The 13567-nt window shown below is 64.4% G+C and carries 13 protein-coding genes and 1 pseudogene; 7 read left to right on the top strand and 7 right to left on the bottom strand.

What is annotated here, in order from left to right; genetic code table 11:
* The first annotated feature begins 54 nt into the window (after positions 1-54).
* The 6 genes from ACYVOC_RS08680 to ACYVOC_RS08655 all read left to right on the top strand — a co-directional run bounded on the left by ACYVOC_RS08680 (position 55) and on the right by ACYVOC_RS08655 (position 5283).
* Positions 55-1053 (top strand): FecCD family ABC transporter permease, encoded by a 999-nt coding sequence (locus ACYVOC_RS08680; protein ID WP_461161659.1) that lies wholly within the window; start codon positions 55-57, stop codon positions 1051-1053.
* Entirely contained in the window at positions 1050-1865 is an 816-nt protein-coding gene (locus tag ACYVOC_RS08675) for an ABC transporter ATP-binding protein (protein ID WP_461161512.1), read from the top strand. The genes ACYVOC_RS08680 and ACYVOC_RS08675 overlap by 4 nt, the downstream gene beginning before the upstream one ends.
* 7 nt (positions 1866-1872) lie before the next feature.
* Positions 1873-2667, top strand: coding sequence for a class I SAM-dependent methyltransferase (locus ACYVOC_RS08670; protein WP_461161511.1), 795 nt, complete (start codon positions 1873-1875; stop codon positions 2665-2667).
* Positions 2661-3536, top strand: coding sequence for a Rossmann-like domain-containing protein (locus ACYVOC_RS08665; RefSeq protein WP_461161510.1), 876 nt, complete (start codon positions 2661-2663; stop codon positions 3534-3536). The genes ACYVOC_RS08670 and ACYVOC_RS08665 overlap by 7 nt, the downstream gene beginning before the upstream one ends.
* Entirely contained in the window at positions 3533-4393 is an 861-nt protein-coding gene (gene modD, locus ACYVOC_RS08660; RefSeq protein WP_461161509.1) for a ModD protein, read from the top strand. The genes ACYVOC_RS08665 and modD overlap by 4 nt, the downstream gene beginning before the upstream one ends.
* Before the next feature lie 77 nt (positions 4394-4470).
* Entirely contained in the window at positions 4471-5283 is an 813-nt protein-coding gene (locus ACYVOC_RS08655; protein ID WP_461161508.1) for a TOBE domain-containing protein, read from the top strand.
* Positions 5284-5422: 139 nt separating this feature from the next.
* Here the strand turns inward: ACYVOC_RS08655 and ACYVOC_RS08650 are convergent, their stop codons facing one another.
* The 4 genes from ACYVOC_RS08650 to ACYVOC_RS08635 form a co-directional block, all read right to left on the bottom strand.
* Positions 5423-5908, bottom strand: coding sequence for a dihydrofolate reductase (locus tag ACYVOC_RS08650; RefSeq protein WP_461161507.1), 486 nt, complete (start codon positions 5906-5908; stop codon positions 5423-5425).
* 2 nt (positions 5909-5910) lie between these two features.
* A complete protein-coding gene (locus ACYVOC_RS08645; protein ID WP_461161506.1) occupies positions 5911-6744 on the bottom strand; it encodes a thymidylate synthase in 834 nt (277 codons plus the stop codon).
* 149 nt (positions 6745-6893) lie between these two features.
* A complete protein-coding gene (locus ACYVOC_RS08640; protein WP_461161505.1) occupies positions 6894-8333 on the bottom strand; it encodes an FAD-binding oxidoreductase in 1440 nt (479 codons plus the stop codon).
* Between the two features lie 46 nt (positions 8334-8379).
* Positions 8380-8799 carry a DUF2069 domain-containing protein gene (locus ACYVOC_RS08635; protein ID WP_116003401.1) on the bottom strand — a complete coding sequence of 140 codons (420 nt, stop codon included), beginning with the start codon at positions 8797-8799 and terminating at the stop codon, positions 8380-8382.
* 21 nt (positions 8800-8820) lie between these two features.
* Here ACYVOC_RS08635 and ACYVOC_RS08630 point away from each other — a divergent pair, with 21 nt between their 5' ends.
* On the top strand, positions 8821-10077 hold the full coding sequence (locus ACYVOC_RS08630) for a YihY family inner membrane protein (RefSeq protein WP_116003402.1): 1257 nt from the start codon (positions 8821-8823) through the stop codon (positions 10075-10077).
* A 175-nt stretch (positions 10078-10252) separates the two neighbouring features.
* Here the strand turns inward: ACYVOC_RS08630 and ACYVOC_RS08625 are convergent, their stop codons facing one another.
* The 3 genes and pseudogenes from ACYVOC_RS08625 to ACYVOC_RS08615 form a co-directional block, all read right to left on the bottom strand.
* Positions 10253-12055, bottom strand: coding sequence for a TRAP transporter large permease (locus ACYVOC_RS08625; protein WP_461161504.1), 1803 nt, complete (start codon positions 12053-12055; stop codon positions 10253-10255).
* A gap of 16 nt (positions 12056-12071) precedes the next feature.
* The gene (locus tag ACYVOC_RS08620) at positions 12072-12683 is read right to left on the bottom strand and encodes a TRAP transporter small permease subunit (protein ID WP_116003404.1); all 612 of its coding nucleotides are present in this window, start codon (positions 12681-12683) and stop codon (positions 12072-12074) included.
* Between the two features lie 225 nt (positions 12684-12908).
* Positions 12909-13556 (bottom strand): annotated as a pseudogene (locus tag ACYVOC_RS08615) (IS30 family transposase); the annotation flags it as partial.
* Positions 13557-13567: the final 11 nt, after the last annotated feature.

Below are 13567 nucleotides of genomic sequence, written 5' to 3'. Positions count from 1 at the left end.
TGCGTGAAAGAAGCCCAGCAGGCGAGCGCCGCGCTCTGCCCGCCCGCCCCGGCCATCTGGCTGCCCTGGGCCGTGGCGGGCGTACTGCTGCTGGCCGTGGTGGTCACCGCGTTTGCGCTCGGCAAGTTCCCCATCGCCCCGGCCGACCTGCTGCGCGCCGTGTGGGCACGGCTGTCGGGCACTGAGTCGGGCCTCACGCCCGCCCAGGAAACGGTGGTCTGGAATATCCGCCTGCCGCGCGTTGCAGCCGGGCTGCTGGTGGGCGCGGGGCTGGCGGCGGCGGGCGCGGCCTACCAGGGCATGTTTCGCAACCCCCTGGTCTCGCCCGACATCCTGGGCGTGTCGGCCGGTGCCGGGTTGGGCGCGGTGCTGGGCATCTACCTGGGCCTGCCGCTGGCGGTGGTGCAGGCGCTGGCTTTTATCGGTGGGCTTCTGGCTGTGGGCACGGTGGTGGGCGTGGCGGGGCTGGTGCGGCGGCACGACCCGGTGCTGGTGCTGGTGCTCGCGGGCATTGCCGTGGGCGCACTGCTGGGCGCGGGCATTTCGCTCATCAAGATATTGGCCGACCCGACCACGCAACTGCCTTCCATCACCTTCTGGCTGCTGGGTGGCCTGAACGCCGTGACCACGGCCGACCTCGCGGTGACGGCGCCCGTCATGCTGGTGGGCCTGGTGCCCATGGCACTGTTGCGCTGGCGCATGAACCTGCTGAGCCTGGCCGACGAAGAAGCGCAGGCGCTGGGCATCTCCGTCGTGCGCTTGCGTCTGCTGCTGGTGGCGGCTGCCACTTTGAGCACGGCGGCGGCGGTGTCGCTGACCGGCATCATCGGCTGGATTGGCTTGGTGGTTCCCCATGTGGCGCGGCTGTTGGTGGGGCCCAACTTTGCGCGCCTGCTGCCAGCATCACTCTTGCTGGGCGGCGGTTTCTTGGTGGCCACTGACACGCTGGCACGCACCGCTGCCAGCATCGAGCTGCCGCTGGGCATCCTCACGGCGCTGGTGGGCGCACCGTTCTTTTTGTTCTTGCTGGCGCGGCCGGGGCGGGGCGAATGAGCGCCGCTCTGCAATCGACGAAAGCCACTGCGCCGGTGCTGCAAGCCTGCGCCCTCACCATTGGCCACGGCCAGCGCCGCGTGGGCACCGACCTGAGCTTTGCCATGGTCCCTGGGGAGGTGCTGTGTTTGTTGGGGCCCAACGGCAGCGGCAAGACCACCTTGTTCCGCACCCTGCTGGGCCTGCTGGCGCCGCTGGCGGGGGAGGTGCGTGTGTTGGGCGAGCCCGTGGCCGAGTGGCCCCGCAGTGCCTTTGCGCGCCATGTGGGCTATGTGCCGCAGGCGCACGCCGGCATCTTTCCGTACACGGTCGAAGACGTGGTGCTGATGGGCCGCGCCGCCCGCATTGGCCGTTTTGCAGCGCCCGCGCAGCAGGACCGTGAGCATGCCCTGCATTGCCTGCACACCCTCGGCATTGCCCACCTGCGCCAGCGCATCTACACCGCCATCAGCGGCGGCGAGCGCCAACTGGTGCTGATTGCCCGCGCGCTGGCGCAAGAGCCTGTGCTGCTGGTGATGGACGAACCCACCGCCAGCCTCGACTTTGGAAACCAGATCCGCGTGCTCGAACACATCGCGCAACTGCGCCAGCAAGGCATGGCCGTACTTCTTTCCACACACCAGCCCGACCACGCGCTGCGCATTGGTGATCGTATTGCCCTGCTTGGAGGCGGGAGGCTGGTGGCCATCGGCACGCCTGCCAGCACCGCGACACCCGAACGCCTGGCCACCTTGTACGGCGTGAGCGAACGCGCTGTGGCCGCGAGCTTGGTCGCCAGCCTGAACACCTCCCCACCATCACCATCCTTATGAGCCCTGTATGACCATCGAAGCTATCGACTTTGGCCGTCTCTACCGCGACCACCTGGCCACCACCCAGCGTACCCGAAAAGATGCAAGCGCTTGGGACCGCCGCGCCGCAGACATGGCAAGCAAGGCGCTGCGCAGCAGCTATGCCGACGAGTTCATCGGGCGTATGGATCTGACCGCCGCGCATTCTCTGCTCGACGTGGGCTGCGGCCCTGGCACGATTGGTTTGGCGGTAGCCGGGCAGTTGCAGCGCGTGGTCGGTCTGGACTACAGCTGCGCCATGCTGGAAGCTATGCGTGCCAAAGCCGCAGAGATGGGGTTGAGCAATGTCGAAACCTTGCACCGCGCTTGGGAAGACTGCTGGAACGACGTGCCGCAGTGCGACATCGTGGTCGCTTCACGCTCGACCACGGTGGATGACATTTCCACTGCGCTAGAGCGTCTGCACGCCAAGGCGCGCCTGCGCGTTTACCTCACACACCTGGTCGGTGGCCATTTCACCGACCCGGCCATCCAGGCCGTCATCGGCCGCCAGGTGCCCAGCGTGCCCGACTACATCTACCTGCTCAACATCCTGCACCGCATGGGTATCCACCCTAGGCTGGATTACATCGCACACGAAAACCGGCTGGCCGATGCGGTGGACTTTGACGACTTTGCACGCCGTGTCGCGTGGTCCGTCGGTGACCTCGATGGCGACGAACAGGTGCGCCTGCGCGCCTGGTACGAACGCGCTACGCCACAGGAGCGCAGGGGTACGCCTATGCGTTGGGCGTTTATTGCGTGGGAGAAAGAACCATGCTGACCACGGCCACCCGCCTCGATGCGCCGCCCATCACACAAGGCGAAACCTTGCTGGCCGAGTTGCACGCCGAAGTGGTGGCCGCTTTGGGTCCCGAGTTGGCGCAAACCCTGCGTATCGAGCGCGCCGTGCTCGGCGTCTTTTTCACGGGCGTCAAGCTGTCCAACGGCGTGGGTGGCCTGTGCGCCACGCCCATCAAAAGTGTGCCCGAGGCCGTGTGTTGCCCCAGCTCGGCCATGGCCATGCCGGTGCCGTGCAAGATCGCCGGGCGCAATGCGGTGCAATGGCTGCAAGATCTCTACCGTCCGCAAGACCTGCGCCGTGCGCTGGCCATCGCCACGCTGAACGCATTGGTCGACACCTTGTGGCTGCGGGATGGCCCGCCCCCGGGCGCCCGGGGGCAGGCTGGCGATGCATTTGATGCGCTCGGCATCGCACCCGGCCAACGCGTGGTGCTGGTGGGCGCATTTGTGCCCTACATGCGCGAGCTGCGCAAACGGGGCCAGTCGTTTGGTGTGCTGGAGCTCGATCTCTCCACCTTGCGGCCTGACGAGCGGGTGTTTCACATTCCACAAGAGCGCGCAGCGCAAGCCATTGCCGAAGCCGACGTGCTCATCACCACCGGTACCACGCTCATCAACGGCACGCTCGACGGCCTGCTGCAGCACCTGCGCCCTGGCGCGCAGGCCGCTGTGGTGGGCCCCACGGCCACGTTGTGGCCTGCGCCTTTTGCACGCCGTGGGACCACGGTGGTGGGCGGCACACGCGTGACAGACGCCGATGCGCTGCTGGATCTGTTGTCCGAGGGTGGCTCGGGTTACCACTTCTTTGGCAAATCGGTGGAGCGCGTCAGCCTGTGTGTGAACCCATGACCAGCCTGCCTTCTGTCTTTTTCGACCACGCCACCATCGACGCCTGGATTGCCGAGGACGCGCCGCTGCTCGACCTCACCACGCACCTGCTGGCCATCGGCGGGAAATCTGCGCGCATGACCTTCACCGTGCGTGGTGATACGGTGGCTGCCTGCACTGAAGAAGCTGCGCGTGTGGTGCAGCACTGCGGTGGGCAAGTGCAAAGCTGCGTGGCCAGTGGGTCGCGCGTGCGGCCTGGCACTGCGCTGCTGGTGGCCACGGGCGAGGCTGCTGGCCTGCTGCGCGCCTGGAAGGTGGCGCAGAACCTGCTCGAATACGCCTGCGGCGTGGCCGGCGCCACGGCGCGCATGGTGCAGGCGGTGCAAGCCGCAGCCCCTGGGGTAGCGGTGCTGACCACGCGCAAGCACGCGCCGGGCCTGCGGCGCATTGCGCTCAAGGCTACGCTCAGTGGCGGCGCTTTTCCGCACCGGCTGGGTGTGGGCGAGACGGTGCTCGTGTTTGCACAGCACCGCGCGTTGGTGGGTGACTGGGATGCAGTGCGGGCACGGCTTGCACTTGCAGCGCCCGCGCTGGCCGAGAAAAAATGCGTGGTGGAGGTAACCTCGCTCGAAGACGCTTTTGCCGCCATTGGCGCGGGAGCTGATGTGCTGCAGTTTGACAAGGTGATGCCAGAGCAATTGCGCGCATGGTGCCCGCAACTGCGTGAACGGCACCCGAAGCTCGGGCTTTTGGCGGCCGGTGGTGTGAACGGCCAGAACGCCGCCGACTACGCCGCCAGCGGGGTGGATGCGCTGGTGACGAGCAGCCTGCACTACGCGCCCCCGGCCGATGTGGGTGTGCAGATGGAGCCGCAATAACCGCAACGGCCGCGCTGGCCCAGATGCCCCCTGCGGCTGTTCTACACTGGTGTTTTCACCCTTTGCAGCACACCAACATGCCATCGAACGACAAACGCATTGAACTGGGCGGCTCCGTGTGGATGACGGTGGGCGGTGAAAGCCTGGGCGGGCCGGGTCGTATCGCCTTGCTGGCACACATTGCCGAGTGCGGCTCCATCACGCACGCCGCCAAGGCCATGAAGATGAGCTACAAGGCCGCGTGGGATGCCATCGACACCATGAACAACCTGGCGGGCGAGCCCTTGGTTCAGCGCGTGACGGGTGGCAAGGGCGGTGGCGGCACGGTGCTCACGCGCCGGGGGGCGCAACTGGTCGAGAACTTTCACCTGATTGAGAGCGAACACCGCCGCTTCATTGCGCAGTTGAGCGCGCAGGCCAACGGTATCGCCGATGATTTTTTATTGATTCGGAGAATCAGCATGAGAACCAGCGCACGCAACCATTTTGCAGGCCCCGTGACCCACGTTCAGCGCGGCGCCGTCAACGACGAAATTGAAATCCAGGCTGCAGGAGGGCACAAAATTGTGGCCATCGTGACGCATGAGAGCGCCGAGGATCTGGGCCTGGATGTAGGCGCGCAGGCGTTTGCGCTCGTCAAGGCCTCGTCCATCGTGGTGGTGACCGATGCCGAAGGGGCAAAGTTTTCGGCGCGCAACCGGCTCACCGGCAGCATCGCACGCCTGGTGCCCGGTGCGGTGAATACCGAGGTAGTGATCGACCTGGAAGGCGGCGCCGCTGTGGCGGCCATCATCACCAACGAGAGTTGTCAGTCGCTGGCGTTGGCGGTGGGCGGCACGGCCACCGCTATTTTCAAAGCCTCCAGCGTGATCGTGGGTGCGCCTGCGTGAAGTGCCCCCCCTGAGTCGCCTGCGCTCTCGCACCGCTGAGCGCAGGGGGGTGCTCCCAGCGCGCACATCGAAATACTGGCGGCCCTTGCGCGGCGGCCCTGGCTTGGGCTGCGCCTGTAATCTGCGCTGCGGGTAGTGTTCAGCGCCGCTCGTAGCGCACGAAGGCGAAGGGCAGGCCGCTGGCGCTGGTGTGCGCCTCGCGGGCTGTCTCTACCCATTCGGGGCCCAGTTCGGGCGCGAAGGCGTCGCCGTCAAAGGGCTGGGCAATCTCGGTGACTTCAATGCCATCGGCCAGGGGCAAGGCCTGGGCGTAAATTTGCGCGCCGCCAATCACCCACACCGTTTCAGATAACTCACACATTTGTAGCGCTTCGCGCAGGCTGGATGCGCGCTGCACGCCATTTTCATGCCAATCGGGCTGGCGCGTGATGACGATGTTGCTGCGCCCCGGCAGCGGGCGAAAGCGCGGCGGGAGCGAGTCCCAGGTCTTGCGCCCCATGATGACCGGGCAACCGCTGGTCAGCCGCTTGAAATGCGCCAGATCTTCGGGCAGGTGCCAGGGCATGGTGCCGTCCTTGCCGATCACGCCGTTGGCGGCGCGGGCGTAGATGAGGGCGATGCGCATGCCTATACAGCCACCGGCGCCTTGATGGCTGGGTGGTGTTCATAGCCAACCACCTCGAAGTCTTCGTACTGGTAGTCGAAGATGCTGTCCGGGCGGCGCTTGATGTGCAATGTGGGGTAGGGGTAGGGCATGCGCGCCAGTTGCGTCTGCACCTGCTCGGTGTGGTTGCTGTAGATGTGGCAGTCGCCGCCGGTCCAGATGAAGTCGCCCACGTCCAGGTCGCACTGCTGCGCCACCATGTGCGTGAGCAGGGCGTAGCTGGCAATGTTGAAGGGCACGCCCAAAAAGATGTCGGCGCTGCGCTGGTAGAGCTGGCAGCTCAATGTGCCCTTGCCACCCGGCGCGGTGGCGGGCGCCACGTAAAACTGAAAGAACGCGTGGCAGGGCATCAGCGCCATCTTGTCGAGCTCGGCCACGTTCCAGCTGCTGACGATGATGCGGCGCGAGTCGGGGTTGGTCTTGAGCGTGTCGATGACCTGCTGGATCTGGTCGATGTGGCCACCGTCCGGTGTGGGCCAGCTGCGCCACTGCACGCCGTACACGGGGCCCAGGTCGCCATCGGCGCGCGCCCATTCGTCCCAGATGGTGACGCCGCGCTCCTTGAGCCACAGGTTGCTGCTCGACCCGGTGAGGAACCACAGCAGCTCGACGATGATGCTCTTGAGGTGCACCTTCTTGGTCGTGACCAGCGGGAAGCCTTCGCGCAGGTCAAAGCGCATCTGATGGCCGAACACGCTTTTTGTGCCCGTGCCGGTGCGGTCGCCTTTGGCTACGCCGTGTTCAAACACATGGCGCATGAAGTCTTCGTACTGCGAGCGGATGGGGCGGGCGGGCATGGGGGTGTCTCTGCGGGGCGATAAAAAACGCCCGGAAAAGGCGCGGCACGGGTTTGGCGGCGTAGGCCGGGCACTATTCTAATAGTTTTGATGAAATAGGGCTCTGGCGCTTACTGGGTAAGCGCTGGTAGCTATAAAAAACAGAGCATTCAAGGTTGTGGTGGTGCGGCCTGGTTGCCCAGCACCCGACCCGGGTTCATGGTGTTCTGCGGGTCCAGCGCCTGCTTGATGGCGCGCATCATGGTCAGCGCCACGGGCGACTGGTAGCGCGCGAGCTTGTCGGTCTTGAGCGCGCCCACGCCATGCTCGGCCGAAAACGATCCACCGAAGGCGGCCACGGCTTCGTACACGAGGTGGTTGACCTGGTCCTCCTGGTCGCGCAGGAAGGCCTTGGCGTCGCTGCCCGCGGGCGCCTGCACGTTGTAGTGCAGGTTGCCGTCGCCCAGGTGGCCGAAGTTGACCAGGCGCACGCCCGGGATCTCGCGCGTGAGCAGCGCGTCGGCATGCTCCACGAAGGCCGGGATGCGCGAGATAGGCACGGAGATGTCGTGCTTGATGTTCAGGCCTTCCTCGGCCTGGGCCAGCGGGATGCTTTCGCGGATATGCCAGAGCTGGTGCGCCTGCGCGATGTTCTCGGCCACGACGGCGTCCTGCACGCAGCCGGCCTCGAAGGCGGTCTCCAGCAGGGATTCAAAGCGGGTGCGGGCGTGTTCTTCCGATTCGCTGTCGGAGTTCTCCAGCAGCACGCCCCACTGCGCTTCTTCCTGGTCGATAAAGGGCACGCGCAGCTGGGGCATGTGCTTGTCCACCAGTTGCAGCGCAAAGCGGCCCATCACCTCAAAGCCCGTCAGCCCTGCGCCCAGGTACTGGTGTGCCAGTGCCAAAAGTTGTACGGCCTGCTCCATCGTGGCGACCGCGGCCCAGGCGGTGAGCTGGGCGGCGGGCCGGGGATAGAGCTTGAGCGTGGCAGCGGTGATGATGCCCAGCGTGCCTTCGCTGCCAATGAACAGGTCGCGCAGGTCGTAGCCGGTGTTGTCCTTGCGCAGGCCGCGCAGGCCGTCCCACACCTCGCCCTGGGGCGTGACCACTTCCAGGCCCAGGCACAGGTCGCGCGTGTTGCCATAGCGCACCACCTGGGTGCCACCGGCGTTGGTGCCCAGGTTGCCGCCGATGGTGCAACTGCCTTCGGCGGCGAGCGAGAGCGGAAACAACAGGCCTGCCTGCTCGGCGGCATCCTGCACGTTCTGCAAAATGCAGCCAGCCTCCACGGTCAGCGTGAGGTTGTCCTTGTCCAGGGCGCGCACCGCGTTCATGCGGGTGAGGCTGAGCACCACTTCGCGGCCCGAGGTGTCGGGGGTGGAGCCCACCGACAGGCCCGTGTTGCCGCCCTGCGGCACGATGGGCACCCCGGCTGCAGCGCAGGCCTTGACCACGGCGGCCACTTCTTGCGTATTGGCGGGGCGCACCACGGCAAGGGCCTTGCCGTGCACGCGGCGGCGCCAGTCTTGCTCCCAGGCGCTGAGGTCTCCCTCCGTCAGTACATGGGCTTCACCGACGGCAAGGCGCAAGGTTTCAATCAGGTATTGCATGGGGCAGGTTCTCCAGTGGGGCGGCTGCGCACGGCAGTGGCCCGGATCAGGGGGCGGTGGGAGCGGGCTCTGGCGCCGGGGCGCTGCGCAGGCGCAGGCGGATGTGCGCCGTGCAGGCGGTAAAAAGTACCAGGCACAGCACAACTTCGAGCAACGCCAGCCATTGCCCTGGAGGGCGGTCGCTCCAGGCACGCACGACGCCTTCGGTGAAATACAGCCACACCAGCAGGCTGACCCAGCGGTAGGTATACATGCGGTTCTTCAAAAAACCCGCCAGAGGAATGCACAGCGGCAAGGCTTTGAGCGCCAGCCACGAGCCACCGGGGCGCAGCGGCGCCAGGAACAGTTCCCAAGCCAGGCACAGCGCTATCAAGGCCAGCAGGCTGGCGACGGCGACGCGGCGGGCGTCGTGTACCAGCGGGTGGGTCGTGGTGGGGCGGGCAAGCGGGGGTTCGACTGGGTTCATGGCGATGGCATCATAGCGAGCATGCCCTTTTCCCTACAGACCGTGGTGCAGCGCCTGGAGTCATTGCCCGCTGATCTTTCGCATTTTCCTTGGGCGAACACCGCACTCACCCTGCGCGAGCGCTTTCGCGAAGACCGCCTCGGCTTGACAGCCAGCAGCCTGACATTCACCACCATTTTGGCCCTGGTGCCTTTTTTTACCGTGGTGCTGGCGGTGTTCACGGCCTTTCCCATGTTTGGCAAGCTGCAGGATGTGTTGCAGCGCTGGCTGCTCGATAGTCTGATCCCCGAGAGTATTGCGCGCCAGGTGCTGGGCTACCTCACGCAGTTTTCGACCAAGGCCAGCCGCCTGGGCCTGCTGGGCTTTAGCGTGCTGCTGGCCACGGCGCTGGCGCTGATCCTCACGATTGACCGCACGCTCAACAACATCTGGCGCGTGCGCCGTCTGCGCCCGCTGGCCCAGCGGGTGCTGATCTACTGGGCCGCCATGACCCTGGGGCCGCTGCTGCTCGGGGCCAGCCTGGCGCTGACGTCGTATGCGCTGTCGGAATCGCGTGGCCTGGTGGAAACGCTGCCCGGGATGCTGCGCCTGCTGCTCGATTCGATGGAGTTTCTGGTGCTGGCCGCGGGCATGGCCGGTTTGTATCGCTACGTGCCCAATACCCAGGTGCGCTGGCGCCACGCTTGGGCGGGCGGCATCTTTGTGGCGGTGTGCATGGAGCTGGCCAAGAAAGGCCTGGCCCTGTACCTGGCCAAGGTGCCCACTTATTCGGCGGTCTACGGCACCTTTGCCACGCTGCCCATTTTGCTGATCTGGATCTATGTGGCCTGGGTCATCGTCCTGCTCGGTGCTGTGGTGGCAGCCTACTTGCCCAGTCTGCTCGCTGGTGTAGCCCGCCGCTCGGGCCACCAGGGCTGGAGTTTCGAACTGGCGGTGGAGGTGGTTCAGCAACTGCACGCCGCACACCAGGGCAGCGCGCGCGGCCTGCGCACCGATGAACTGGCACAGCGCATGCGCGTGCAAGCGCTGCAACTGGAACCCGCCCTGGATGTGCTCACTGGGCTGGACTGGGTGGGGCGCCTGGAAGAGGTGGATGCCGCTTCTCCCCACCAGGCCGAGCCCCGCTATGTGCTGCTGGCCAACCCGCAGACCACGCCACTGGCGCCGCTGCTGGCGCGCTTGCTGGTCGAGCGCTCACCCAGCCTGCAGCCACTGTGGGAGCGGGCGGGGCTGGAGAAATTGATGCTGGCCGATGTATTGCAGAAAATTGCGGTCTAAATAGCCTCTGGCGCTTATGGATATTGCGGTAGCAGCTATCAATTTTGAATTTTTAATCCATGTGAAGCCCGCCGATCTGTATCGATGTGCCAGGGCCACGAGCGCCATGCAAAAAGCCCCCGCACCTTAGGAAGGTGCAGGGGCTTTTGGGGATGGAGCCAGAGGCCCCGCAGGCTTACTTCTGCTTGGGCTCTTCGGCCAGCGAATCCTGCATGGCCTTGAGGGGGTCATCGTTGCCGGAGGCCGGTTCGGCGTCCGAGGCGGCGTCTGGCGCTGGAGCAGCACCCTCCATTCCGCTGGCCGGGTCGGGCGTATTGAAGCCGCCTGGATCGGGCATCGAGGCCTCCATCTCCAGGCGCACCTTGTCCAGGTCGTAGACCACCTTTTTGTCCAACCCGCTGGAGACGATGCCAGGGAAGATGATGACCAGGCTCACCATGACGATCTGGATGAGCACGAACGGTACGGCGCCCCAATAGATCTGCAGGGTCGTAATGGGCTTGACCATTTTCTTTGTGACCTTGTCCAGGTATTCCACCGTGGGGGCCACGCTGCGCAGATAGAACAGCGCAAAGCCAAAGGGCGGGTGCATGAACGAGGTCTGCATGTTGATGCCCAGCAGAACGCCGAACCAGATCAGGTCAATGCCCAGCTTCTCTGCCACGGGGGCCAGCAGCGGCACGACGATGAACGACAGCTCGAAGAAGTCCAGGAAGAAAGCCAGGAAGAAGACCATGACGTTCACCACGATCAGGAAGCCCAACTGCCCCCCAGGCAGGCCCGACAACAGGTGCTCCACCCAGCGCGGGCCATCCACGCCCTGGAAGGTCAGGCCAAAGACCGTGGCCCCCAGCAGAATGAACAACACGAAGCACGAGAGCTTGGTGGTGGTGGTGAGTGCCTGGCGGAGCAAACTCATCGACAGGCGTTTGCGTGCCATGGCCATGACAAAGGCACCCAGTGCACCCATGGCACCGCCTTCTGTCGGTGTGGCGATGCCCAGAAAAATGGTTCCCAGCACCAGGAAAATCAGCAGCAACGGTGGAATCAGCACAAACGTGACGCGCTCGGCCATGCGCGAGAGCAGCCCCATGCGGGTGATTTTGTTGATACTGGCGGCCATGAAAGCCAGGATCACGCCAAAGCACATGGATACGACAATGGTTTCGTCCAGTGCCACCTTCTCCACCACCTCGCCCGACCACCAGCTGTGCAGCGCAGGCATGTTCTTGGCAACGTAGATGGATGCGGCGGTGCAGATGGTTGTCAGGATCAGCAGCGAGGTGATGCCGCTCTTGCCGCTGTCTTCACGCAGGGTGCGCGCCTCAGGTGGCAAGGCAGGTACCCATTGGGGCTTGAAGATGGCCACCAAGATCACGTAGATGGCATAGAAGCCGCACAGCATCAGGCCGGGTATGAAGGCGCCCTTGTACATGTCGCCCACGCTGCGGCCCAGCTGGTCGGCCAGGATGATGAGTACCAGCGAGGGAGGAATGATCTGTGCCAGCGTTCCCGAGGCCGCAATCACGCCGGCGGCCAGGCGCCGGTCATAGCCGTAGCGCAGCATGATGGGCAATGAGATCAGGCCCATGGAAATGACCGAGGCAGCGACCACGCCCGTGGTGGCAGCAAGCAGCGTGCCCACGAAGATCACGGCCAGTGCCAGTCCGCCGCGTATGGGGCCGAAGAGCTGGCCAATGGTCTCCAGCAAATCCTCGGCCATGCCACTGCGTTCCAGTATCAGCCCCATCAGGGTGAAGAAGGGAATGGCCAGCAGAGTGTCGTTCTGCATGATGCCGAAAATGCGCAAGGGCAGGGCCTGCAGCAGGGCTTCGGGCAGGACGCCCAGCTCGATACCGATGAATGCGAAGAACAGACCGCAGGCGCCGAGGCTGAAAGCCACCGGAAAGCCCATGAGCAGAAACAGGATCAGCCCCCCGAACATGATCGGGGCGAGGTTGGTGGTGAAGAATTCCATGGTGTGTGCTCTGCGTTCAGATGGCCTTGCCGTTGCTCTTGGCCGCTTCGGCCAGGCGACGGATGGATTCAGCAAGCTCTTGTTCTGCGGTTTTTTCGTCGCCCTTCTTTAAGGTCGGGTCTTCGATCAGACCCATGAGAAAAGCGATGCGTTTGATCAGTTCAGACCAGCCTTGCAGCAGCAGCAGTGCAAAGCCGAGCGGCATCATGGCGTACACCGGCCAGCGGATCAGCCCTCCGGCGTTGTTCGACATCTCGCCCGATTCGAAACCACGCACAAAGAAAGGGATGCCGTACCACAGGATGGCCAGGCACATGGGCGTCAGAAAGGTCGTAAAGCCCACGACGTCGATCCAGATCTGGGTGCGCTTGGAGAACCGGCTGGTGATCACGTCCACCTTCACGTGCTCGCCCTGCAGCAGGGTGTAGCCGGCTGCAATCAGGAAGGAAGCGGCGAACAGGTACCACTGCACTTCCAGAAAAGCATTGGAGCTGAGATTGAACAGCTTGCGAGAGAGGGCGTTCAGACCGCTGATAAGCGTCGAGGCCAGGATGAGCCAGATGACGTATTTGCCGATCTGGGTACTGAGCCAGTCGATTCCTCTGGATAGTTTCAGTAATGCCTGCATGGTGTCTCCAATCAAATGTGGGCGCGTCGCGCTGCAGATTTGCCGTAGGTATGGCAAGGGGTCCGGCAATTTTTTGCAACGGCGCGATTCTACGGAGCACTCTAATAGGAGTCTGACGGCAGCGTGACGGTGTTATCCCGCAGCAATGACTTGATTCTGTGCTATTGATTTTGTAGCTATAAGGGTTATCACCAGGGTGGATTCAAGTCCAAGTGCAACATTTGTTCAATGCACTGAATCAGCCTGGAGGTTCAGCCGTTGCAAGTGCTGCGCATAGACCTCCAGGGGAGTGCAGTAGCCCAGGGTCATCCTGGGACGCCCATTGAGCTCATCGGCCACGGCATCGAGCTGCTCCTGGGTGTAGCCGCTCAGATCGGTACCCTTGGGGAAGTACTGGCGCAGCAGCCCATTGGTGTTCTCGTTACTGCCGCGCTGCCACGGGCTGTAGGGATCGCAGAAGTACACCTTCATGCCCGTGTTCTCGGTGAGCCTGGCGTGCTCGGCCATCTCTCGTCCACGGTCGTAGGTCAGGCTCTTGCGCATGGGAGCGGCAATGCCATTGAGCTTGTCGCTGAAGGCTTGCAGTGCGTGCGCCGCCGTCGCCGGGTTGGGATGAGGCAGCTTGACCAGTACCACCAGCCTTGTGGTGCGCTCCACCAGGGTACCAATGGCGCTGGCATTGTTGGCCCCCTTGATGAGGTCGCCCTCCCAGTGGCCTGGAAGCTGGCGGTCCTCAATTTCTGGTGGGCGCACATGGATGCTCAGCAAGTCCTGGATCTGCCCACGCCGGTCTTTGCCCTTGGAGCGGGGCCAACGCTTGGCGTGGACCATGCGCAGACAGGACACCAGTTCCTTTTTGAGCTCGCCCCGGGGCTGGACTGTGC

This window comes from Simplicispira piscis, assembly GCF_054783455.1.
This window is presented reverse-complemented; position numbering and strand designations above follow the sequence as displayed.

Bases quoted from the DNA above. Each gene is read 5' to 3' on its own strand.
- ACYVOC_RS08675 (WP_461161512.1), top strand. From the start codon at position 1,050: ATGAGCGCCGCTCTGCAATCGACGAAAGCCACTGCGCCGGTGCTGCAA.
- ACYVOC_RS08670 (WP_461161511.1), top strand. From the start codon at position 1,873: ATGACCATCGAAGCTATCGACTTTGGCCGTCTCTACCGCGACCACCTG.
- ACYVOC_RS08665 (WP_461161510.1), top strand. From the start codon at position 2,661: ATGCTGACCACGGCCACCCGCCTCGATGCGCCGCCCATCACACAAGGC.
- modD (WP_461161509.1), top strand. From the start codon at position 3,533: ATGACCAGCCTGCCTTCTGTCTTTTTCGACCACGCCACCATCGACGCC.
- ACYVOC_RS08655 (WP_461161508.1), top strand. From the start codon at position 4,471: ATGCCATCGAACGACAAACGCATTGAACTGGGCGGCTCCGTGTGGATG.
- ACYVOC_RS08650 (WP_461161507.1), bottom strand. From the start codon at position 5,908: ATGCGCATCGCCCTCATCTACGCCCGCGCCGCCAACGGCGTGATCGGC.
- ACYVOC_RS08645 (WP_461161506.1), bottom strand. From the start codon at position 6,744: ATGCCCGCCCGCCCCATCCGCTCGCAGTACGAAGACTTCATGCGCCAT.
- ACYVOC_RS08640 (WP_461161505.1), bottom strand. From the start codon at position 8,333: ATGCAATACCTGATTGAAACCTTGCGCCTTGCCGTCGGTGAAGCCCAT.
- ACYVOC_RS08635 (WP_116003401.1), bottom strand. From the start codon at position 8,799: ATGAACCCAGTCGAACCCCCGCTTGCCCGCCCCACCACGACCCACCCG.
- ACYVOC_RS08630 (WP_116003402.1), top strand. From the start codon at position 8,821: ATGCCCTTTTCCCTACAGACCGTGGTGCAGCGCCTGGAGTCATTGCCC.
- ACYVOC_RS08625 (WP_461161504.1), bottom strand. From the start codon at position 12,055: ATGGAATTCTTCACCACCAACCTCGCCCCGATCATGTTCGGGGGGCTG.
- ACYVOC_RS08620 (WP_116003404.1), bottom strand. From the start codon at position 12,683: ATGCAGGCATTACTGAAACTATCCAGAGGAATCGACTGGCTCAGTACC.